23 protein-coding genes are annotated in these 21,730 nt (G+C 71.5%); 10 read left to right on the forward strand and 13 right to left on the reverse strand.

The window, feature by feature from the left end; genetic code table 11:
• Positions 1 to 383: 383 nt before the first annotated feature.
• From ACGF0J_RS24600 to ACGF0J_RS24610, 3 genes are all read right to left on the reverse strand, one after another.
• A complete protein-coding gene (locus ACGF0J_RS24600; protein WP_393149312.1) occupies positions 384 to 779 on the reverse strand; it encodes a DUF3040 domain-containing protein in 396 nt (131 codons plus the stop codon).
• A gap of 204 nt (positions 780 to 983) precedes the next feature.
• Positions 984 to 2,225, reverse strand: coding sequence for a DNA polymerase IV (gene dinB / locus ACGF0J_RS24605; RefSeq protein WP_393149313.1), 1,242 nt, complete (start codon positions 2,223 to 2,225; stop codon positions 984 to 986).
• Positions 2,226 to 2,259: 34 nt separating this feature from the next.
• Entirely contained in the window at positions 2,260 to 3,012 is a 753-nt protein-coding gene (locus ACGF0J_RS24610; RefSeq protein WP_393149314.1) for a methyltransferase domain-containing protein, read from the reverse strand.
• A 127-nt stretch (positions 3,013 to 3,139) separates the two neighbouring features.
• Between ACGF0J_RS24610 and ACGF0J_RS24615 the strand changes: the two genes are divergently transcribed.
• Complete coding sequence (locus ACGF0J_RS24615) at positions 3,140 to 3,469, forward strand: MmcQ/YjbR family DNA-binding protein (protein ID WP_393149315.1); 330 nt, start codon at positions 3,140 to 3,142, stop codon at positions 3,467 to 3,469.
• Here the strand turns inward: ACGF0J_RS24615 and ACGF0J_RS24620 are convergent.
• From ACGF0J_RS24620 to ACGF0J_RS24635, 4 genes are all read right to left on the reverse strand, one after another.
• Positions 3,459 to 4,298, reverse strand: coding sequence for a hypothetical protein (locus ACGF0J_RS24620; protein ID WP_393149316.1), 840 nt, complete (start codon positions 4,296 to 4,298; stop codon positions 3,459 to 3,461). The two genes, ACGF0J_RS24615 and ACGF0J_RS24620, sit on opposite strands and share 11 nt — an antisense overlap.
• A 94-nt stretch (positions 4,299 to 4,392) precedes the next feature.
• Complete coding sequence (gene nusB / locus ACGF0J_RS24625; protein ID WP_393149317.1) at positions 4,393 to 4,803, reverse strand: transcription antitermination factor NusB; 411 nt, start codon at positions 4,801 to 4,803, stop codon at positions 4,393 to 4,395.
• Positions 4,804 to 5,364 (reverse strand): elongation factor P, encoded by a 561-nt coding sequence (gene efp / locus ACGF0J_RS24630; RefSeq protein WP_101783018.1) that lies wholly within the window; start codon positions 5,362 to 5,364, stop codon positions 4,804 to 4,806.
• Positions 5,365 to 5,389: 25 nt separating this feature from the next.
• Positions 5,390 to 6,454, reverse strand: coding sequence for a M24 family metallopeptidase (locus ACGF0J_RS24635; RefSeq protein ID WP_393149318.1), 1,065 nt, complete (start codon positions 6,452 to 6,454; stop codon positions 5,390 to 5,392).
• A 237-nt stretch (positions 6,455 to 6,691) separates the two neighbouring features.
• Here ACGF0J_RS24635 and ACGF0J_RS24640 point away from each other — a divergent pair, with 237 nt between their 5' ends.
• Genes ACGF0J_RS24640 through ACGF0J_RS24670 form a run of 7 tightly spaced genes read left to right on the forward strand, consistent with a single transcriptional unit; the run spans position 6,692 to position 14,847 of the window.
• Positions 6,692 to 7,780 carry an aminotransferase class V-fold PLP-dependent enzyme gene (locus ACGF0J_RS24640; protein ID WP_393149319.1) on the forward strand — a complete coding sequence of 363 codons (1,089 nt, stop codon included), beginning with the start codon at positions 6,692 to 6,694 and terminating at the stop codon, positions 7,778 to 7,780.
• 14 nt (positions 7,781 to 7,794) lie between these two features.
• Positions 7,795 to 9,105, forward strand: coding sequence for an ABC transporter substrate-binding protein (locus tag ACGF0J_RS24645; RefSeq protein WP_393149320.1), 1,311 nt, complete (start codon positions 7,795 to 7,797; stop codon positions 9,103 to 9,105).
• Complete coding sequence (locus ACGF0J_RS24650) at positions 9,102 to 10,004, forward strand: carbohydrate ABC transporter permease (RefSeq protein WP_393149321.1); 903 nt, start codon at positions 9,102 to 9,104, stop codon at positions 10,002 to 10,004. The genes ACGF0J_RS24645 and ACGF0J_RS24650 overlap by 4 nt, the downstream gene beginning before the upstream one ends.
• Positions 10,001 to 10,810 carry a carbohydrate ABC transporter permease gene (locus ACGF0J_RS24655; protein ID WP_393149322.1) on the forward strand — a complete coding sequence of 270 codons (810 nt, stop codon included), beginning with the start codon at positions 10,001 to 10,003 and terminating at the stop codon, positions 10,808 to 10,810. The genes ACGF0J_RS24650 and ACGF0J_RS24655 overlap by 4 nt, the downstream gene beginning before the upstream one ends.
• Before the next feature lie 2 nt (positions 10,811 to 10,812).
• A complete protein-coding gene (locus ACGF0J_RS24660) occupies positions 10,813 to 12,522 on the forward strand; it encodes a glycoside hydrolase family 36 protein (protein ID WP_393149323.1) in 1,710 nt (569 codons plus the stop codon).
• Positions 12,523 to 13,551, forward strand: coding sequence for a LacI family DNA-binding transcriptional regulator (locus tag ACGF0J_RS24665; RefSeq protein WP_393149324.1), 1,029 nt, complete (start codon positions 12,523 to 12,525; stop codon positions 13,549 to 13,551). It begins immediately after the preceding gene.
• Complete coding sequence (locus ACGF0J_RS24670) at positions 13,552 to 14,847, forward strand: hypothetical protein (RefSeq protein WP_393149325.1); 1,296 nt, start codon at positions 13,552 to 13,554, stop codon at positions 14,845 to 14,847. It abuts the gene before it with no gap.
• Between the two features lie 98 nt (positions 14,848 to 14,945).
• On the opposite strand, the gene ACGF0J_RS24675 is transcribed toward ACGF0J_RS24670, so the two are convergent.
• From ACGF0J_RS24675 to ACGF0J_RS24685, 3 genes are read right to left on the reverse strand one after another with little or no spacing between them, the layout of a single operon-like run.
• A complete protein-coding gene (locus ACGF0J_RS24675; protein ID WP_393149326.1) occupies positions 14,946 to 15,641 on the reverse strand; it encodes an alpha/beta hydrolase in 696 nt (231 codons plus the stop codon).
• A gap of 16 nt (positions 15,642 to 15,657) precedes the next feature.
• Positions 15,658 to 15,993 (reverse strand): transposase, encoded by a 336-nt coding sequence (locus tag ACGF0J_RS24680; RefSeq protein WP_393149327.1) that lies wholly within the window; start codon positions 15,991 to 15,993, stop codon positions 15,658 to 15,660.
• 3 nt (positions 15,994 to 15,996) lie between these two features.
• Positions 15,997 to 17,427 carry a serine/threonine-protein kinase gene (locus ACGF0J_RS24685; RefSeq protein WP_393149328.1) on the reverse strand — a complete coding sequence of 477 codons (1,431 nt, stop codon included), beginning with the start codon at positions 17,425 to 17,427 and terminating at the stop codon, positions 15,997 to 15,999.
• Between the two features lie 273 nt (positions 17,428 to 17,700).
• Here ACGF0J_RS24685 and ACGF0J_RS24690 point away from each other — a divergent pair, with 273 nt between their 5' ends.
• Positions 17,701 to 18,093 carry a hypothetical protein gene (locus ACGF0J_RS24690; protein ID WP_393149329.1) on the forward strand — a complete coding sequence of 131 codons (393 nt, stop codon included), beginning with the start codon at positions 17,701 to 17,703 and terminating at the stop codon, positions 18,091 to 18,093.
• A gap of 62 nt (positions 18,094 to 18,155) precedes the next feature.
• On the opposite strand, the gene ACGF0J_RS24695 is transcribed toward ACGF0J_RS24690, so the two are convergent.
• The 3 genes from ACGF0J_RS24695 to ACGF0J_RS24705 all read right to left on the reverse strand — a co-directional run bounded on the left by ACGF0J_RS24695 (position 18,156) and on the right by ACGF0J_RS24705 (position 20,737).
• Positions 18,156 to 19,448 carry a dicarboxylate/amino acid:cation symporter gene (locus ACGF0J_RS24695; protein WP_393149330.1) on the reverse strand — a complete coding sequence of 431 codons (1,293 nt, stop codon included), beginning with the start codon at positions 19,446 to 19,448 and terminating at the stop codon, positions 18,156 to 18,158.
• 81 nt (positions 19,449 to 19,529) lie between these two features.
• Complete coding sequence (locus ACGF0J_RS24700) at positions 19,530 to 19,655, reverse strand: putative leader peptide (RefSeq protein WP_393149331.1); 126 nt, start codon at positions 19,653 to 19,655, stop codon at positions 19,530 to 19,532.
• A gap of 41 nt (positions 19,656 to 19,696) precedes the next feature.
• Positions 19,697 to 20,737: an LLM class F420-dependent oxidoreductase gene (locus ACGF0J_RS24705; protein WP_393149332.1), complete on the reverse strand. Its 1,041-nt coding sequence runs from the start codon at positions 20,735 to 20,737 to the stop codon at positions 19,697 to 19,699.
• 105 nt (positions 20,738 to 20,842) lie between these two features.
• Here ACGF0J_RS24705 and ACGF0J_RS24710 point away from each other — a divergent pair, with 105 nt between their 5' ends.
• A complete protein-coding gene (locus tag ACGF0J_RS24710; RefSeq protein WP_393149333.1) occupies positions 20,843 to 21,730 on the forward strand; it encodes an endonuclease/exonuclease/phosphatase family protein in 888 nt (295 codons plus the stop codon).

Consider the following 21,730-nt stretch of genomic DNA (forward strand, 5'->3'; position numbering starts at 1 on the left):
GGGGGCGGTTTGCGCCGGGGCGGAACCCGGGGGGGGGCGCGGCAGGGGGGCCCCCCCGGGGGGCGCCGGCGCCCGGCCCCCCCGGGGCGCCCGCCCCCGGGGGGGGGGCGCCCCCACGGTCGTTCCAGGCTGGGGTCGTCGGGCGATCCGGTGTCCGTTGGAGGTCGGGGTCCGTGGGGGCCGGTCTCTCGGCCTCGGTCGTCCGGGTGTCCGTCCATGCCACCGGACGCTGTCGTGCGGGCAGGACGGCCGTGCGAGTGGCCTGGGCGGCGCCCGGCCGGCCGCCCGGCGGGCGCCGCTGGGCGGGGGCAGGGGTCAGGCCCGTCCGGCCGGCGTCCGAGGGATGCCGGCCGATCCGTCGCCGTGGGTGCGGAAGGGCGAGGTCAGCGCTCGTCGTGACGACGACGCCAGCGCTCCTCCATCCGTTCCATGAAGGTGCCGCGCTGGCGGCGCGACTGCTTGCCCGCCACGGGCGCGCCGGGGGCCGGGGACGACGCGTCACCGAACCCGTTCATACGTTTCCAGCTCGACAGACCCCACAGACACGCGGCGAGCATGACCACGAAACCGCCGACGCCGAGCGGAATCAGGTTGATCACCACGCCGACCATCAGCAGGACGACGCCGAGAGCAAAGCCGATGGAGGCCTTGATCAGGCGACGCTTGTAGTGGCTGCGCGGGTCACTGATCCTTACGGTGTTGGCCCACTTCGGGTCCTCGGCGTAGAGGGCCTGCTCGATCTGGTCGAGCAAGCGCTGCTCGTGCTCAGAGAGCGGCACGGCGCCTCCCAAGGACGGCCCCAGGACGGGGAAGACGGCAACGGACGACACGGGGTGTCCGAACCTCGCGGTCGGTTATCCCCAGAATACGAGGCTGTAGACGTAGGCGAAAGCAAACGTCCAACGCAGACCAAACCGGAGGTGACGTCATGGCTCCATTGTGGTGCATCACCACACCACTCCCCCCAAGTCGCGACATCCGCGTCATGCCTCCATTTCATCAAGTCTGGCGCGTACAAGCGACGCCGGGAGCACCGCATCCGGACCGAATCTCCGGATCGCCTTGTCCATGGCCCGCTCGGCCTCCCGCCACCCGGTCTCGCGCTCACCCAGAGCGAGCTGATGTGACGCGGAGTCGGCGGCCCGCAGGTTTTCCATCCTGACGCCGACGAGGCGCAGCCGCACCCGTTGCAGCCCGGCCGCCTCGAAGAGCTCGCAGGCGGTGACGTAGATCTCCTGGGCCACGTCGGTCGGCTCCTTGAGGGTGCGCGACCTGGTGATGGTCGAGAAGTCCGCCCGGCGGAGCTTCACGCTCACCGTCCTGCCCACGTGGCCGCCGCTGCGCATCCGGGCGGCCACCTTCTCCGACAGGCGCAGCAGCTCGCGCCGGATCACCTCGGGGTCGTCGACGTCGGCGGCGAACGTCTCCTCGTTGCCGATGCTCTTGTCGGGGACGTGCGCGGTCACCGGCCGCTCGTCACTCCCCCAGGCCAGCGCGGCCAGGTGGCCGCCCACCGCCTGCCCCAGCTCGCGCTGGAGGGTCGCGGGCGGGACGCGGGCCAGGTCACCCACGGTGCGGATGCCGAGGCGGACCAGGGCCTGCTCGGTGCGCTCGCCGACTCCCCAGAGGGCGGAGACGGGCAGCGGATGGAGGAAGGCCACGACCTCGCCGGCGGGCACCACCAGCAGCCCGTCGGGTTTGCACTGCTTGGAGGCGAGCTTCGCCACGAACTTGCTGCTCGCCACCCCCACCGAGCAGGTGATGCCGTAGCGCTCCCACACCTGGGCCCTGATCATCGCGGCGATCGCGCCGGGCGGGCCCAGCCGCCGCCTCGCCCCTCCCACGTCGAGGAACGCCTCGTCGGAGGCGATCGGCTCGACCAGCGGGGTGATCGAGTGGAAGATCTCCATGACGCCGCGGGAGACCTCGGAGTACTTGCCGTGGCTGGGCGGGATGACGGTCGCCTGCGGGCAGAGCCGGCGCGCCCGGGACATGGGCATCGCCGAGTGCACGCCGTGGGCCCTGGCCTCGTAGGTGGCGCTGAGCACCACGCCGCGCCCCGCGGGCGAGCCCACGATCACCGGCCGGCCCCGCAGCTCCGGCCGGTCGAGCAGCTCGACGCTGGCGAAGAAGGCGTCCATGTCGACGTGGAGGATCGGGCAGCCGCTGTCATCGCCCCCGGTCCGCGGAGCGGGGCCGATGCCGGTGATCTGCTTGCGGGACACGACTGCGATCCTATCCGAACACGCGTTCTACAAGTCAGCCCCGGTGGCCGAAGACGTGCAGCTGTGTGGCGAGGTCGCGCAGCACCTGATGGGTGGCGGCGGCCTTCTCCAAGGCCACCAGCGCCTCGGCCGCGCCCGGCTCACCGTCGACCAGGCGGCTGGGCACCAGGTCGGCGAAGACGCGCACGCCGTGGACGGCGCCCACCGTCAGGCCCGCCGCCCGCAGCAGCTCGGCGAGGGTCTCGGCGGTGTAGCGGCGCGGGGTGGGGTCGCGGTCGCCCCAGGAGCCCCGAGGATCGGCGAGGGCGGCCCTGGCCTCGTCGAAGTGGCCGGCGAGCGCGCGGTGGATGGCGCTGGCGACCGGGTTGGCGGCGAGCACGCTGACCGCGCCGCCGGGGCGCAGCAACCCGGCGACGGCGGTCATCGCGCCGAGCGGGTCCTCGACGTACTCCAGCACGCTGTGGCAGAGCACCAGGTCGGCGCAGCCGCCGTCGAGCAGCTCGGCGAGGTCGGCGGCGTCGCCCTGGAGCGCGCGCACGCCCACGCCCTTCTCCTTGGCGCGGCGCTCCAGCGCGGCCAGCGAGTCGGGGCTGGGATCGACCACGGTGACGGTGTGGCCCCGCTCGGCCAGCGGCACGGCGAACCCGCCGGTGCCGCCGCCGGCGTCGACGATGTCGAGCCGGTCACGCCCGGTGGCCGCGGCCAGCTCGGTCAGCTGGGCCAGCAGCGCCTCCCAGACGACGGCCGTCCGCACCGCCGGGGTCCTCGTGACGCCTTCAGCACGCAACGTGGGCTCGCCTCCTTCTTGCTCCTCGAACCCGCCCCAGCCTACGCCGTCGGGGCCTGCCCCACACCGGCCGAGGGGTGTCCGCGTCCCATTGCCGCGCGGCCATGCGGCGGGCGAGGATGAGGAGGTGATCAGCGAGGACGACGTGCGCCATGAGGCGCTGGCACTGCCGGGCACCGCTGAGCGTCCCATGTACGGGACGCCCGCCTTCTACGTGGGTGGCAGATGGTTCGCCCGGATCAGGGAGGAGGGCGACGTGCTGGCCGTACCCTGCCCCAGCGAGGAGCACAAGCGGGAGCTGGTGGCGGCCAAGCCCGAGGCGTTCTTCACCACGCCGCACTACGACGGGCACGCGGTGGTGCTGGTGCGGTTCGCCGCGGTGGACCGCGACGAGCTGGCAGAGCTGCTGACGGACGCCTGGCGGCTGCGCGCCCCCAGGAGGCTGCTCAGGCCGTGACGGCCGGCGCGCGCAGGGCGCGTACGACGGCGGCGGGGTCGTCGGCGAAGAAGCGGATCGAGCGCACCTCGGCGCGGCCGCCGAGGGGGCGCACCACGGTGACCGGCCCGGCCAGCTCGACGACCACGTTGGTCTGCGACGACACCGCGACGACGAGCCTGTCGTCCGCCACGGACACCATGCCGCCCTCGTTGTAGTTGCGCACCTGCCGGACCGAGGAGATCAGCGCGCGGGGCACGCGCGCGTCCAGATACTCGCCGAACCTGACGCGCAGCTCCCCGGCCGACACGACGTGCGGCCGCAGCGCGCAGGACGCGCCGAGGGCCAGGGCGAAGACGATGCCGTACACGTCGAGCACGAGCACCGTGACGCGTGCCACGGCGGGCACGTCCAGCGACACGAGGAGCAGGTCGATGCCCGCGGTCTCCACGACCATGAGGAACAGCATGACCAGCAGCATCGGGGCCTGTTCGCGGGCGTACGGCGCCGCGACGGCGCCGGGCGGCACGGCGGGCCGGCGGCGCACCGCGAACAGCGCGATGGCGGCCAGGCCCCGGACCTCCAGTTCCAGCAGCCGGCGCACCAGCGGGGGCACCAGGTGGGCGACGGTCGCCGACAGCGCGACGCGCCGTCCGGCGCCGCCTCGCCGTTCGGCGCGGAACAGCCGGCGGGCGACGAGCAGTTCGAGCGCGAGCACGGCGGCCACCCCCGTCTCGGCCGCCACGAGCACCGGGGTGGGCAGCGGCACGCCGGCGGCGAGCATGACGAGGAGCAGGAGTTCGAGGGGTGGCACGACGTAGAGGGCGGCGCGGGCCGTCCTGAGCAGCACGGTGTCTCCTTGGGGCCGTAGGGGTGACGGTCCCCATGAGACACGTTGACGTCGCGTCAAGGTCAACCGGGCGGCTGCGGCCGCCCGCCCCGGCTCAGAGCGTCAGGCTGGGCTTGAGCTGCTTGAAGCGGGCCAGCAGCCCGTTGACGAACTGCGGCGACTCGTCCGTGGACAGCTCGCCGGCCAGGTGCACCCACTCGCTGATGACGACGCCCTCGGGCACGTCGGGCATCCACAGCAGCTCGTAGGTGCCGCCGCGCAGCAGGTTGCGGTCCACGGCCGGCATGCGGTCGAGGCTCCAGCCCTCGGAGTAGGTGGTGATCAGCTCGTCGATGCGGACCTGGTGCCGGGCGACGCCCTCGACGATGGCCGAGGTGTATTCGTTGACCGGCGGCTCCTTGCGCTCGACGCGCTCGGCGAGGATCCGCAAGGGGTCCTCGCCGCGGAGTTCGGACTCGAAGAGGATGTCGAGCGCGCGCCTGCGTGCTTTGCCCCGGGCCGACACTCAGGCCCGGCCGAGGTACTCGCCGCTGCGCGTGTCGACCTTGACCCGCTCACCGGTCGTGATGAACAGCGGCACCTTGATCTCGGCGCCGGTCTCCAGCGTGGCGGGCTTGGTGCCGCCGGTGGAGCGGTCGCCCTGCAGGCCCGGCTCGGTGTTGGCGATGGTCAGCTCGACGGCGGCGGGCAGGTCGACGTAGAGCGCCGCGCCCTCGTTGAAGGCGACGGTGGCCAGGGTGTTCTCCAGCATGTAGTTGGCGGCGTCGCCCACGGTGCCGGCGGGCACGTTGACCATGTCGTAGGTCTCGGTGTCCATGAAGACGAAGTCGTCGCCGTCACGGTAGGAGTACTGCATCTCGCGCTTGTCGACGTTGGCCACGTCGACCTTCACGCCGGCGTTGAAGGTCTTGTCGACGACCTTTCCGGACAGCACATTCTTGAGCTTGGTGCGGACGAACGCGCCGCCCTTGCCCGGCTTGACGTGCTGGAACTCCACAACGGCCCACAGCTCACCGCCGTCGAGCCTCAGCACCATGCCGTTCTTGAGGTCGTTGGTCGTCGCCACTCGTCATCTCCCGCGTGCGGCCGCTCTAAAGGACGAGCAGCTCCTTGGTCGTCTTCGTGAGGAGTTCCGGCTCGCCCTCACGTGTCACGAGGGTGTCCTCGATGCGAACGCCGCCCTGCCCGGGTAGATAGACCCCCGGCTCGACGGTGATCGGAACTCGATCCTCTAGTTTACCGGTCCGCGAAGGGCCCAGGAACGGCTCCTCGTGGATCTCCAGGCCGACGCCGTGTCCGAGGCCGTGCCGGAAGTGGTCGCCGTGTCCCGCCGCCTCGATGACGGAGCGGGCGGCGGCGTCGACCTCCTTGGCCTCGGCACCCGGCGCGAGCGCCTCGCGGCCCGCGCGCTGGGCGGTGGCGACGAGGTCGTAGAGCTCGCGCTGCCAGGCCGCGGGCTCGCCCAGGCAGACGGTTCGGGTCATGTCGGAGTGGTAGCCCCGGTGGCGGGCGCCGAAGTCGAGCGTGACCAGGTCGCCGGCGCGCAACGGCCTGCCGGTGGGGGCGTGGTGCGGGATGGCGCCGTTCTCCCCGGCGGCGACGATGCTGTCGAAGGCGGGCGCGTCGGCGCCCAGTTCGGCCATGCGGGTCTCGAGGAGCCGGGCGACCTCGCGTTCGGTCACGCCGGGCCTGATGCCGCCCCCGCCGGTCAGGTCGGCGAACGCCTGGTCGGCGATCGCGCAGGCCGTGCGGAGGTGGTCCAGCTCCTCGTCGTCCTTGACCGTCCGCAGCAGTTCGACCAGCGGCGGCAGCGGCACCAGCCCCTGTCCCAGCCGCTGGAACGTCGCCACGGTCATGTGCGCGGACTCGATGCCGGCGCCCGGGACGGCGAGCCGGGCGGCCACGTCGGCCGCCTCGACGGCGTCCACGTCGAGGGCGCGCGTCTTGCCGATGTAGCGGTTGTCGGTGGCCAGCAGCGCCGACCCGTCGGCCCGGACCAGGACGGCGGCGTTGGAGCTGTCGAGCCCGGTGAGGTAGCGGACGTTGACGCGGGAGGTGACGAGCAGCGCCTCGACCTGGTGAGCGGCCAGCATGGCCGTGAGCCTGGCCCGCCGTTCGGGGTGGCGTTCGGGGTGGCGTTCGGGGTGGATGGTCATGGCGTCAATGTACGCGCGCCGGCCCTGAGGGCGGCTACGTCATGCGCCTGGCCGAGGCGCGGGCCGCGGTCGCGGCCACGTGGACGCCGAGTGGGTCGAGATGTCCGCCGCGCCACCTCGCGGCGAACTGCCTCTTGCACACGATATGAACGCTCAAATAGTGTTTGCCCCGGTAGGTCAGCGATATGCCCGCTACCGCCTCCTCCCAGTGCGCCATTTCACCTGTTCGGAGCTGGTTTGAACGTTCAAAATACCTACTTAAGCCAGTTCCAGGAACCAGCCGGATACCTTGACTTCGCCCGGATCGGGCCACCCTCGCTGGCTGTCACCCGGACCGTCGCCCGGGCCGCGGAGTTGCTGGCGCGTGATCCGTCCGCAGCGCTCACCGGACTGGAGCTCGCGGCGAGCGGCGCACGCGCCGCCGCGGCCCGCCTGCTGAGCTGCGCCCCGCATGAGGTGGCCTTCGTCTCCTCCACCAGCCACGCGCTCTTCGCCGCCGCGGCAGGGCTGGACGGCGGCGTGGTGCTCGTCCCCAGAGGAGAGTTCCCCGCCAACGTCTACCCATGGCTGCGGTTCCAGGAACGCGGCGGCCTTCGGCCACGCTGGGTCGACTCCGCGGCGATCACCCCCGACGTCCTGCGTGAGCACCTCGACGACGACGTCAGGGCGCTCGCCGTCAGCGCGGTGGACGCCACGACCGGCCACCGCGCCCCGCTGGGCGCGCTGAAGGAGGTGCTGGGCGAGGACCGGCTGCTGGTGGTGGACGCCGTCCAGGGCCTCGGCGCGGTGCCGCTGGAGGTGGCGGCGGCGGACGTGCTCGCCTGCGGCGGGCAGAAGTGGCTGCGGGCGGGCTGGGGCGCGGCGCTGCTGCTCATCCGCGACCGGGTGGCCGACCGCCTGACGCCCGGCCTCGGCGGCTGGGCGGGCGTGCGGGATCCGTTCGGGGCCCGGCATCCCACGCCGCCCCTGGCGGGAGCCGTCGCGCACACGGCCACCAACCCCGACCTGACCGCCGTCGCCGCACTGGGAGCCGCCATCGACCTGGTGCTCTCCGCCGGAGAAGGCAACATCGCCCGGCAGATCGCTCGAACCCTGGCGCATCTGCTGGACGCCGCCAGGACCGCGGGCGCCGAGGTCCTCGTCCCCACCGAGCCGGCCGGGATCGCGCGCGTACGACTGCCTGGCCGTGACCCCGCGAGCACCCACGCGGCACTCGGCGCCGCCGGGCTCACCACCACGCTGCGCGGTGGCTGGATCCGGCTCTCCCCGCACGCCACCACCCCCGTCGACACCGCCGACCGGCTGCGCGAAGCACTCACCCCCTGAAGGGAAACACCCACATGATCAACCGTCGTGGAGCCCTGGCGCTCGCCCTCACCGCCACGCTCGCCCTCGCCGCCTGTGGCGGCGGCGGGGCGTCCGAGAAGGGCAGCGGGCCCGTCAAGATCACCGTCTGGAGCTGGAAGCCCGCCTCCGACGGCCTGGCCGCCGTCGCCAAGGACTTCGAGCAGACCCATCCCGGCATCAAGGTCGACGTCCAGGCGGTCGGCAACCCGGCCATCTGGGACAAGATCACCATCGCCATGGCCGCGGGCGGCAAAGGTCTGGCCGACGTGCTGCACATCGGCGTCGACTACCTGCCCGGATACATGGACAAGTTCCCCGGCGGCCTGGCCGACCTGCGCAAGCTGGGCGCCGACAGCTACAAGGACGCCTTCGCCGAGGGTCTGTGGCCCACGGTGACCGGCAAGGACGGCGGCGTCTACGCGATGCCCTGGGAGGTCAACCCGGTCGGCTTCTTCTACCGCGCGGACCTGTTCAGGAAGGCGGGCATCGATCCGGAGAAGATCCAGACCTGGGACGACGCCATCGAGGCGGGCAAGACGCTCAAGGAGAAGACCGGGGCCTTCCTCATCGGGCTGAACAAGCCCGCGGCCGGCGGCGCGGACATGGACTTCTTCCAGTCGCTGCTCCAGCAGCAGGGCGCCTTCTACTTCAACCAGCAGGGCGAGGTCACGCTCTCCTCCTCACCCGCCGTCCAGGCGATGACCCTCATCAAGAAGATGAACGACGCGGGCATCGTCGCGGACACCTCCGGCGAGAACACCGCCAAGCAACTCATCAGCGGCGGCAAGCTGGCCGTGCTGCCCTGGGCGGCCTGGGCGGTCAGCTACATCCCCGAGATGCGGCCCGAGCAGAAGGGCCTGTGGCGGGTCATGCAGCCCCCCGCGGCAACGGCGGGTGGCAAGCGCACCGCGATCGTCAACTCGACCCATCTGTCGATCTCCGGGACCAGCCCGCACCAGTCGGAGGCCTTCAAGTTCGTCGAGTACGCGCTGACCAAGCCCGGCGTCGTCACCAAGGCCTTCAAGGAGGGCGGCGTCTTCCCCGCGCTGACCGAGGCCTACTCTGATCCGGCCTTCGCCGCGCCGCAGCCCTACTTCGGCGACCAGCCCGCGCTCAAGACCTTCGTGGACGCCCTCACCGAGGGCGCCGACGCCACCTACTACTCGGGCGACTACGCCAGGGCGCTGAAGATCGCCAGTGACGCGCAGACGAAGGTCCTGCTCAAGGGCGCCGACCCGGCCGCGGCGCTGACCGAGGCCGCCACGCTGCTGGCCCAGCAGACGAACAGGAAGCTCGCGGGATGACGCTCACCCTGCCGCGGCCCGGGCGGATGACGGTGCCCAGGCGCTCGTTCGTCACCAAGCGGAACGTCCCCTACCTGCTGGTCCTTCCCGCGCTGGTGGGCTTCATGGTGTTCAAGGCCTATCCGATCCTGGCCGCCATGTACATCAGCCTGACCACCGGCGCGGGCGCGGCGCGCAGCTTCGTCGGGCTGGACAACTACGTGCGGCTGGTGAACGACCCGCTGTTCTGGACCTCGCTGGGGAACACCGGGCTGATCCTGGTCGTCCAGGTCCCGATCATGCTGCTGCTCGCGCTGCTGCTGGCGCTCGGGCTCAACTCGCCGCTCGTCCGGCTGCGTGGCCTGTGGCGGCTGGGCGTCTTCATGCCGTCGCTGACCGGTCTGGTCGCCTACGGCGTGATGTTCTCGGTGATCCTGCGCAAGGACGCGGGACTGCTCAACTGGCTGCTCAGCCTCTTCGGGGTCGACCCGATCGACTGGCTGGGCAGCCCGTTCTGGGCCCGCATCGCCATCGTCATCGCGCTCACCTGGCACTACACCGGCTACAACGCGGTGATCTACCTGGCCGGCCTGCAGAGCATCCCCAAGGATCTCTACGAGGCCGCCATGGTGGACGGCGCCGGTTCGGCCCGCAGGTTCTGGTCGATCACGGTCCCCCAGTTGCGGCCGATCCTGCTGTTGACCGTGGTGCTGTCCACGATCGGCACCCTGCAACTGTTCGACGAGCCGTTCGTGCTGACCGGCGGCGGGCCGGACAACTCGACCCTGACGATCTCGCTGTACCTGTACCAGAACGGCTTCCGCTACTTCGACTTCGGCTATGCCGCGGCGATCGCCTACGCGCTCACGCTGATCGTGGCCGGATTCGGGATCGCGCAGATGAGGATGCAGAAACGATGAAGGGCTGGACACTCACCTTCGTGCTCGCCGCGGTGTTCGGGCTGTGCGTCGGCCCGTTCTACTGGCTGGCCATGGCGGCCACGCACGCCAACTCCGACATCTTCTCCTGGCCCCCGAAGTTCTACCCCGGCGACCAGCTCGCGGCCAACACGGCGAAGCTGGAGGAGTCGATCGGGCTGGTCAACGTGCTGGGCAACACGCTCTTCGTCGCGGTCGCGCAGACGGCGGGCGCGATCGTGGTGTCGCTGCTGGCCGGGTACGCCTTCGCCAAGTTCCGGTTCGCCGGGCGCGACCTCTTCTTCGTGCTGCTGCTGTCGACGCTGGTCATCCCCGGCGGCGTGACCATCATCCCGATCTTCGAGATGATGAACGACATCGGGCTGATCGACAGCTTCCCGGCCCTGATCCTGCCGAGCCTGTCGGTGCCCTTCGGCATCTTCCTGATGCGCCAGTCGCTGCTGGCCGTCCCGGACGAGCTGCTCGACGCCGCCCGGGTCGACGGAGCGGGCGAGCTGCGGGTGCTCTGGCGGGTGGTGATCCCTGTCATGCGCCCGGTCCTGGCGGCGCTGGCCGTCTTCCTCTTCCTCGGCGCGTGGAACGACTTCCTGTGGCCGCTGATCGCGTTGCGCACGCCGGAGATGTACACCCTGCCCGTCGCGCTGGCCACTCTGCAGGGGCTGGCGAGGACAGACTTCGGCCAGGTCATGGTGGGCACCGCCATCTCCTCGCTGCCCATGATGGTGCTCTTCCTCATCCTCCAGAAACAGTTCATCTCCGGCCTGCTGGCCGGTGCCACGAAAGGATAAGCATGCAGGTCTGGGAGCCGTACGCGCTCGGCGAGACGACCCTGGTACGGGCCGGCGCGGTCGAACTGGCCATGGCCGGGGCGGCCGATGCGGCGGTGACGCAGGTCTCCGACGGCATCTGGCTGATCGACGCGCCAGGCGCCACAGCCGCGCAGTGGCGGGTGCCGTGCGTGAACGTCAGTGCGTTCTGGACGCCCGTGGGCGGCACCCGCTGGGTGCCGCCGATCTGGACCGCTCCGCTGACGTCGAGGCTGACCGCGGGCTCGCCGGTGGTCTCCCTCATCGGCACGAACGGGGCCAACGTCTGCACGGTCGGCCTGGCCGAGCCGGTGTCCCGGGTGAGCTTCACCGGCGGGGTGATGGAGGAGACCGGCGAGTTCGTCTTCACCCTGCACGGCGAGGGGCTGCGGATCCGGCTGGACCTTTCGGAGCGGCCGTTCTCCGCGGCGGTGACCGGCGTGGCGGCCTGGTGGCGGGACGAGGCGGGCGACCTGCCTGCCACGCCGGACCGCGCCCGGTTGCCGGCCTACTCGACGTGGTACAGCATGCACCAGAACGTCTCCGCCGAGTCCGTGGAGTTCCAGGCGAAGCTGGCCAAGGAGCTGGGCTGCGAGACGATCATCGTGGACGACGGCTGGCAGACCGCCGACCGGGCGCGCGGGTACGCGTTCTGCGGCGATTGGGAGCCGAACCCGGCCACCTTTCCCGACATTTCGCGACATGTGGCTAGGGTGCGTGAGCTCGGCATGGCCTACCTGCTCTGGTACGCGCTGCCGTTCGTCGGCAAACACAACACCGCCTTCGAACGCTTCACGGGCAGGTTCCTGCGCTACCTCGACCACATGGACGCCGCCGTCCTGGATCCGCGTTATCCTGAGGTCCGCGAATTCCTCATCGATCGGCTCGCCCAGGCCGTCGAGACCTGGGGCATGGACGGCCTGAAGATCGACTTCGTGGACCGCTTCGCGACCCCGGGCGGCGACCTGGCGCCCGGCGCGGGAGCTGACTGCGTGGATGTGGACGAAGGAGTCAGGCGGCTGCTGCACGACCTGGACGCCCGGCTCCGCCTCACCAAGCCGGAGGTGCTGATCGAGCACCGCCAGCCTTACACCAGTCCCGGGCTGTGGCCGTACGCCAACATGATCAGAGCGGTTGACTGCCCGCTCAGCTCACAGGAGAACCGGCAGCGGACGGTCGACCTACGGCTCACCGCCGGTCCTGTGGCGGTGCACTCCGACATGATCCTCTGGCATCCCGACGAGCCGGCGGAACAGGTGGCCGTGCACCTGATCAACGCGCTGTTCTCGGTTCCGCAGATCTCGGTCGACCTGGCGGCGCAACGCCCCGACCAGCTCGCCGCGATCCGGTTCTGGCTGGGGATCTTCCGCCGGCACCTGGGCACGCTGCAACTGGGGACACTGGAGCCGGAGCAGCCCGAGCACGGCTACCCGCTCGTGCGGGCCCGCGACGAGCGCACCACGATCGTCGCCCGCTACGCACCCCTGCCCGTCGAGGTGCCCGACTCCGGCGAACTCCTCATCGCCAACGCCGACTCCGACCCGCGGGTCGTCCTGCTCGGCACCGGCTCGGCGCACGTCGAGGTCCACGACTGCGGCGGTGCCCTGGTCCGAACGGCCACACTCGCGCTGGAGTCCGGGATCTGCCTCGTCGAGGTGCCCATGGGCGGCCTGCTCACGCTGAGGAGGGACTGAGTGACGGCACGCCGGCCGCGTGAGCGCGGGGTCACCATCGAGGACGTCGCGCGAGCGGCCGGCGTGTCCCGCCAGACGATCTCCAACGCCCTCAACGCGCCGCACCGGCTGAAGGCCGAGACGCTGGAGCGCGTCTCCGCCGTCATCGACAAGCTCGGCTACCGGCCCGACCAGTCGGCACGCAGCCTGAAGTCGGGCACCCGTCGGATCATCGCCTACCCGACACCGGTGGACGACCCGGCCAACCCCAACCCCCTGATGGGCGGCTTCCTCGAAGCGGTCGTGGCGGCGTCAGGCGAGGCGGGCTACCGCATCCTGCTGGTGCGCCCACGACCGGGCCAGAGTCAGGAGCAGGCGCTCGACGAGCTGATCGCCGCGCGGAGCGTGGACGGGTTCCTGCTGTCGGACATACTGCGCGACGACCCTCGCGTGGCCCATCTGACCAGCACGGGCTTCCCGTTCGCCGCCTTCGGCAGAACCCTGCCCGACCAGCCGCAGTCCTGGGTGGACGTCGACAGCGTGCAGGCGGTGATCGACCTGGTCGGCCTGGTCGCGGCCAGAGGGCACCGGCGGGTGGCCTTCCTGGCCTCCACCTCCGGGCAGCCGTGGATGGACGACCGGCGCGACGGGTTCCTGGCCGGCGTGCGCCGCCATGGCCTGGCCGGACAGGTGTACTCGGTGCCGGGCGACGATCCGGGCGAGATCGTCACGGCCACCCGCGACCAACTGGCCGGCCGCAACCGGCCCACCGCGATCATCGCCGGCGGTGACTGGCTCGCGCTCGGCGTCTACACGGCGGCACGCGCACAAGGGCTGGAGATCGGCGGAGACCTGGCCGTGGCCGCCTTCGACGACCTGCCGATCACCGCCTTCCTCCAACCGGCGCTGACCACGGTACGGCTGCCGCTGCGCCGCATCGCCGAGGCGCTGATCGGCCGCCTCCTGCAGATCATCGAAGACGGCGTCACCCCGCAGGCGGGGCTCATGCTCCCCGGCGAGCTGGTGATCCGCTCAAGCCTAGGACCGTGAATGCATCTCGACTCCGGCCACGACGAGCTCGTGGCGATGTTCGCATGGGCACGCGACCGCGCGCTGCGCTGGGCCCATCCCGGCGGGACGCGCGGCCCGGTGAATGTCGACGAGCGGCACCCGCATGGCAGCGGTGAGGGCCTCTACCTGCCCTCCTACTGGGCCGGGTACGCGCACCGCAGCGGCTTCTACGCCCGCGACTTCGTCCATCAGGCGGCAGGCGCGCACCTGCTCGGCCTGGCCGAGGCCAACCTGGCGATGCTGCGCTGCTTCGCCGCCTCCGCCACGGAGGAGCACGGCCACCGCCCGGTGTGGGCGTTCAACTTCGACGGCTCCTACCTGTCGATCGACTACCGCGCTCCTGACGAGTTCGTCAGGGAGGTGCCGGCGGTCTTCGAGCTCGTGGAGTGCGTGGCGGCGCTCTATCGCTGGACCGGCGACCACGCCTATGTCCACGACCCCGTGCTGCGCGACTACTGCGCCAACGCGATCGCGCTGCCCGCGACCGCCCAGGGGACGGGCATCTTCGAGGGCACCGCGAGCTACAACGAGCTGAGCGGCGAGCCGCTCGCGGTGGCCGGTGACGGCATCGCCGCACAGTACGCCGCCCACCTGGCGATGGCGGAGCTGGCCAGGGCCCGCGGCGATGACGGCGAGAGGTTCGAGGCGCTGGCCGCGAAGGTGCGCCGCCATTACGAGCAAGAGTGGAACGGCGCCCGAGGCTTCACCTTCGACGGCCGGCCCGTCACCGGGTGGGGCGCGGAGAACAGCTGGTTCACGCCCCTGAAGGGCCTGCGCGACGACCCGGCCCACCTCGACTACATCGACGCGCAAGCGAGCGGTCCGGAGCGGCCGAAGAACGTCGAGGCGTGGACGTACCTGCCCGACGTCTTCTTCCGCCACGGCAGGCCGCAGACCGCCTGGCGGTGGATGCGGGAGATCTTCCACGCCCGGACGGCCCGGCATGTGGCCGGCGGGCTCAACGGGGACTACCCGGAGGTCTCCTTCACCCTGGTGAGTCAGGTGGTGGAGGGTCTGCTCGGGGTCCGGCCGAACGCGCCGGAGAACGCGCTGACCACGGTGTCGAGGCTGCCGGCGGAGATCGGCTGGGTTGCCGTCTCCGGCATCCGGATCGGCGAGGGCAGCGTGGCCGTGCGGCACGACGGCGAGCACGCCACCACGCTCACCAACCTGTCCGAGCAGGTGACGTACCGGTGGACCGCCCGTTTCCCCGGCGGTCCCGACATCACCCGGGACGTCCCGCCCGGCGCCACCGTCACCGCGGAACGCGGTTGAGCGCAGGGATCCGGCGGCCGACTGTCCCGCCCACGCGCCGAGCGCCTGTTCAGGACCGCCACCGAAGCTGGGCTGCTAGGACGTGTATCGAATGCGGATCAAGTTGTACGGGCGAGCTCGACGAGGTGACGGGCGGTGCCAGCAGGGTCGATGATCTGATGGAGGTGTGCGCCAGGCAGGTGTGCAACACGCCAGCCGCGTTCGCCCGCCTGGTCGGCGAGGTCGTCATACGGAGGGCCGAACAGCAAGTAGGAGCAGGGATGGTCGTCCCAGCCGTCGGGGACCGGGATGTGCTGCTCGTAGTAGGACAGCGGCAGAGTGGGCTGCTCCTCGATGACTGTCTGCCGCATCGTCGGATCGGTGAACATGGGTGCGACGTCTGCCTCGTCCCACCAGTCGGTCCAGCGCGGCAGCCTGCCGTTCACCGCCATCGGGCGGAGGAACTCCAGCAAGTCGGGTGTGGCGACAGGGGTCGATCCGGTCCGGGCCGGCAGCGCGGCATCGACGAAGATGGAGCTGATCACTGGATGGTCGAGGCTCGAGCGAATCGCCGGGAGAAACAGGCCCGCGTTGCTGTGTGCCACCAACGTGACGGGGCTGTCAGCCGGGACCTGCCGGAGGTCGTCGCGGACGGCGCCGACGACGCGGGGCCAGAAGGGGGGCGCGCCGGCGCCTATGTGCAGCAGAGACGGCACCCGCACCTGGTATCCGGCCGTCGCCAGGTGTTCGGCCACAGGGTGCCAGGTCGAGGGGCCTACGGACGGGCTGTGCACGAGAACGAAAATCGGCTGCATGTGACGATCCTGTCGCTCATGCCTTCGGAGGCGCGACAGTCTTGGCTGACAGCAGAACGGCTTCGCTTCGAACTGGTCCTGGGGGTCGAACTTCGGCGGCCTTGTCTGCGCGCACGCGATCGGGCCGGGTGCGGGGCCTGCCCGGCCCAGGACGCAGGACGCGGATCTTGTTCAGGACGGGCTCGAACTGCGGGGAATCGCCCCGCCGCCCGACCGTGATCACGATGGACATGGGCTTGTGGCCCTGCTCGACGGCCAGGTGCAGCTTGGTGGTCGGGCCACCGCGCGAGCGCCCGAGCCCGCGGTCTGTCAAACCAAGATCATCCCACCTCAAGATCCACTTTTGATACACGCCCTAAAGGCGCCAGTCCCGCATGAAGTCGGCCAGCGGGCCGGTGGTGGGCACCTCGCCCTTGCGCTGGCCTCGCTCCAGGTCGCGCAGGACGTGGCGGATCTGGTCGCGGCCCGCTTCGTCCTCCCCTTTGAGGAACTTCCGGGCGGCCTCCCTGATCTTGTCGTGGGCCTTGGCCGCCGTCCTCGGCTCGATGGTGCCCATGGTCTCGGCGGTCGTCACGTTGTCGTCGAAGGCGCGCAGCCACGTCTCCCACCCGCCGCGCGGGACCGAGTCGCCGAGGGTGGCCTTGGGCGGGGGCGCGCTGGTCTCGGCCAGGGCGGTGGGCTCGGGCGACGACGAGGGTGTCGACGGGGGCGACGAGGGCGACGAGGCGGGCGTCGAGGAGGGCGTGAACGAGGGCGGGGTCGAGGAGGGGGTGGGCGCGGCGGCCTGCTCGCCGCGCGAGCCGCCCCACAGCACCAGGCCGACGGTCACGGCCGCGATCACCGCCAGGGCGGCGCCGAGCTGGAGGAACAGCCGCCGGTTCGAGCCGGGGTCGGGGCCGTCGGGCGGCAGGTCGAAGACGGCGGTGTCGCCGGCCCGCGGGGCCGCGCCCGCCTGGCCGCCCTGCGCCGCCATCGCCCCCGTCACGGGAACGGCCGCCACCGGTCCCTGCGGGGAGGGGGACGCGGGCCGGGGCCGGGCGATGGCGGCCAGCGTGCGGCGTACCGACTCGCCGTTGGAGGGCCGGGTGGCGGGGTCCTTGGCGAGCAGGGCGAGCACCAGCCGGTCCAGGTCGGCGGGCACCTCCCGGCGGTGCCGGCTGGGCGGCTCGGGCTCGGCGTCGCGGTGCGCCGCGGCGATCTCCTCCGGGGTGCCCTGGAACGGCGGCCGGCCGCACAGCAGCTCGTAGCAGACGCATCCGAGCGCGTACATGTCGGCGGGCGCCTCGGCGGCGCGGCCGTCGAGGCGCTCGGGGGCGGTGTAGGCGATCCGGCCGGGCGAGGGCGGCCGGCCGGCCGGCCCGAACCCCGAGACCTTCAGCACGCCACTGCCGGCGCGGCGGAAGCTGCCGGGCTCCACCTCGCCGTGCGCCACGCCGGCCCGGTGGGCCGCGTCGAGGCCGGCGGCGGCCTGCCCGACCAGGTCGCACGCCTCCACGACGGGCAGCGGGCCGCGGGCCGCCTCCTCCTCCAGGCTCTCGCCGGTGAGGAACTCGGTCACCAGGTACGGCGTGCCGTTCTCGTCCCCCACGTCGAGCACCATGGCGACGTTCGGGTGGATGACCCGGGCCACGGCCTGGGCGTGCCGTTCGAGCACCTCGCGGGCGGCCCCGGCGCCGAGCACGCGCACGGCCACGGTCCAGTCGGCCCGCGTGTCGTAGGCCCGCCACACTTCTCCCATCGGCCCGCTGCCGATGCGCTCATCGAGCCGGTAGCGGCCAGCGATCATGGACGGGGCCTGGTCCGACATATCTCCGCCAATTACTTCAGAAACGGCATTTCGATCAACCATAGGCCCCAGAACCACGCCACATGCCCACCCCGGCCGTAACGGCAGGACACGGAGAGCCTCGCCCCGCACTACCACACTCAAAGTCACGAATCGATTACGATCAGTGCTGCAACGTCGCTGTCCTCTCACGCCATGGCGGTCGCCGGCGCACCCGCGCGACGGCGGTCACTCCGAGGTCATGATCATGGAGGGCCTGACCGAAGGAGGACCATGTCCATTCAGCAACGACCGGACGAGACCATGGACGGGCCGCAGCCCCAGCCGCACAGCACCCTGCCGCCGACGCCCTCGACGGTCCACGTGACCCAGCGGATCGCCTCGGGCCACACGCCGGCCGGCGAGGGCTGGCAGAACTACTACGGCACGGGGATCTGCATCGAGGTGGACACCAGCTCGGCCCGCTTCGGCGGCACGCCGGTCTACACCGCCTCCATCGGCGGGCTCGCCCACCACTGGCTGCTGTCGGGCACCAACGCCATCTACAACTCCAGCCCGACCGGGTTCACCCTGTACGTCCGACGCAGCGACGGCGCCCACCTGGAGCCCGCCGACGCGCAGAGCAACGGCTGGTACGTCAACTGGATCGGCATCGACAACCCGTAGGCGGTCACTCGTGCGTGAGGACGGGGCGCCGGGGCGCTCCCGTCCTCACGTGCCGCGGAGCGTCAGACCGCCACCGGCTCCGGCGCCCGCGGGGTCACGGCCCGCTCGTCGTCGAGGGGCTGCGGCGGCGCGTTGAAGGTCGCCACGTCCAGGCGGCCCTCCGAGCGGGCCACCAGCACGGGCACGACCATCTGCCCGGCCACGTTCGTCGCGGTCCTGATCATGTCGAGGATCGGGTCGATGGCCAGCAGCAGGCCGACACCCTCCAGCGGCAGCCCGAGCGTGCTCAGGGTCAGCGTGAGCATGACTGTCGCGCCCGTCAGGCCGGCGGTGGCGGCGGAGCCGACGACCGAGACGAAGGCGATGAGCAGGTAGTCGCCCACCCCGAGCGGCACCCCGAAGACCTGCGCGACGAAGATCGCGGCCAGGGCCGGGTAGATCGACGCGCAGCCGTCCATCTTGGTGGTGGCGCCGAACGGCACGGCGAAGGAGGCGTAGTCGCGGTCCACGCCGTTGCGCTCGATCGTGACCCGCTGCGTCAGCGGCAGCGTGCCGACGGACGAGCGGGAGACGAACGCCAGCTCGATGGCCGGCCAGGCGTTGCGGTAGAAGGTGAGCGGGCTGACCCGGCCGCGGAACGCGAGCAGCGCCGGGTAGACGGCCAGCAGCACGACGAAGCAGCCGACGTAGACGGCCGCGCTGAACTTGGCCAGCGGCGCCAGCAGGTCCCAGCCGTAGCTGGACACGGCCTTGCCGATGAGGCCGGCGGTGCCGATGGGTGCCAGGCGGATGACCCACCACAGCGCCTTCTGCACCAGTTCCAGCACGGAGCGGGCGAGGTCGAGGAACGGCTTGGCCGGCTCGCCGACCGCGAGGGCCGCGGCGCCGAGGACCGCGCCGAGGAAGACGATCTGCAGGACGTTCACCTCGGTGAACGCCGTCACGACGTTGGTGGGCAGGATGCCGGTGACGAAGTCGAGCCAGGTGCCGGCGCCCTCGGTGTCGACGGCCTTGGCCGCGCCGGTGTCGATCGTGACGCCCCTGCCGGGGTCGACGAGCAGGCCGATGCCGATGGCGATGGCCACGGCGATGGCGGCGGTGCCGAGGAACCACAGCAGCGTCCTGGTCGCCAGGCGGGCCGCGCCGTTGACGTTGCGCAGGTTGGCCACGCTGACCAGCACGGCGGTGAAGACGAGGGGCGGCACGGCGAGCTTGAGCAGTTGGACGAAGATCTGGCCGACCCGGGTCAGGGTCTCGGTGAGCCAGGCCACGTCCCAGATCCGGGCGGCGAAGCCGAGGGCCACGCCGACGGCGAGGCCCAGCAGCAACTGCAGGGAGAAGCTGAATCTCTTCACGGGAGAGGGAAACCTTCGTGAGGTACGGCACGCCGGGGCGTGCGGGTGACGGGGTCGGGCGATCGGCGCGTCAGGGCGCGATCAGCGACAGAGAGACCCCAGCACGCGGCAGAGATCGATGTGCAGCCGCTCCACGAGCCGCACGATGACCACGGAAAACCTCACGAGTGGGTCCAACAGCCCGCCAGTACCGGAACATTCCGGCATTTCACGTGATCAGCGTCACAACCTCCCGGCGGAGCCAGGCCTCAGGACGCGATCTCCTTGATCAGCTCGATGAGCCTGATCCGCTCCTCGTGCGTCCTGCCGAGCGGGGCGACGTTCAGGGTCGTCACACCCGACTCCTTCATGGCCAGCACCCGGTCCCGGACGAAGCCCTCGCTGCCGATGAGCGACATCTTCTCCAGCAGCTCGTGCGGCACCAGCGCCGCCGCCTCGTCCTTCTTGCCGTCGAGGTAGAGCTCCTGGATCCGCTCGGCCTCCTTCTCGTAGCCGTAGCGGCGGGCGAGGTCGTTGTAGAAGTTCCTGCCCTTGGCGCCCATGCCGCCGATGTAGAGGGCCGCGATGGGGCGCCCCAGCTCCAGCAGACCGGCCACGTCGTCGCCGACGGCCAGCGACGCCTGCGCGATGACGTCCAGCTCCCCCAGCTCGGGATCGCGCATGGCCCTGCCGGCGGCCAGCGAGGCCCCCCACACGTCGGCGGCCTTCTCGGGCATGTAGAAGATCGGCTCCCAGCCCTCGGCCAGCTCGGCGGCCAGCTCGACGTTCTTCGGCCCGATGGCGGCCACCACGATGGGGATGCGCGGCCGCACCGGGTGGTTGATGAGCTTGAGCGGCTTGCCGAGGCCGGTCCCCTGGTCGGCGGGCAGCGGCAGTGTGTAGTGCCGGCCCTGGTGCTCCACCTTCTCGCGCCGCCACACCGTGCGGCAGATCTCGATGATCTCCCGCGTACGGCCCAGCGGGGCGGTGTACGGCACGCCGTGGAAGCCCTCGATCACCTGCGGGCCGGAGGCGCCGAGCCCGAGCGTGAAGCGGCCGTCGGAGACGTAGTCCATGCCCGCGGCGGTCATCGCGAGCAGGGTCGGCGTCCGCGAGTAGATCGGCAGGATGCCGGAGGCGATCTCCAGCCGCTCGGTCCTGGCCGCGATGTAGCCCATCTGGCTGACCGCGTCGAAGCTGTAGGCCTCGGCCACGAAGACGATGTCCAGCCCGGCCTTCTCGTAGTCGGCCAGCTCGGCGACCGTCTCCTTGAAACCGCCCGAGTAGTTGAGTGCCATACCGATGCGCATGCCGGGCTCCTGAGACCGCGTAGGGAAACCGAATGTTATTCCGTTCGTGGGCGGCACCAGGTTAGCGCGTCGGCGCTCCGACCCGCGACCGGCTAGCCTGTGGGGATGCTCAGGGGGACTGTGATCGTCTTGTCCGCGGTGGTGTCCGCGGCCCTGGCCGGACATCGGCTGATCCCCGCCTTAGGCGGCTTCACCCCGGTGCTGGAGAGCCTGCTGCCGTGGCTGGGGGCCGTGGTGCCGTTCCTGCTGGCGCTGGCGGCACTGGCCCGGTCGCGTTCGGCGGCGGTGGCGGCGCTGGTGCCGGGGCTGGTGTGGGCCGCCATGTTCGGCTCGACGGCGCTGGCCGAGCCGCCCGGCGGGCGCAGCGACCTGTCTGTCGGCACGGTGAACGTCGGCGTCACCAACGACGCCTCCGGCGAGGCCGTACGCGTGGTGGCCGAGAAACTCGACCTGCTGGCCGCGCAGGAGCTCACCCCGGGCGGCCCGGCGGCCAAGCAGCTCAACAAGATGTTCAAGCACCGCTACACGGTCAGCACCGTGGGGCTGTGGAGCCGGTTCCCCCTGAAGGACGCGCGGCCGATCGACGTCGGCCTGGGCTGGCCGCGCGCGCTGCGCGCGGTGGCGGCCACGCCGGAGGGCGACGTCACCGTCTACGTGATGCACCTGGCCTCGGCCCGCCCCGGCCACACCGCCTCGCGCGACGACTCCTTCGCCCACGCGCGCAGGCTCGTCGACGCCGACCGCAGCCGGCGCATCCTGCTCCTCGGCGACCTCAACACCGCCAGCACCGACCGGGTCATGGACGGCCTGGTCCCGCCGCTGGCCGACGCCCAGCGGGAGGCGGGCGACGGGTTCGGGTTCACCTGGCCGTCGTCGTTCCCGATCACCCGGCCCGACCACATCCTGTACAAGGGGATGACGGCGACCGAGGCGCGGGTCGCGCCGGCCACCGGCAGCGACCACCGCGCCGCCGTCGCCTCCTTCCGCCTCTGA

Source organism: Nonomuraea sp. NPDC047897, assembly GCF_043204415.1.
Lineage (GTDB): Bacteria > Actinomycetota > Actinomycetes > Streptosporangiales > Streptosporangiaceae > Nonomuraea.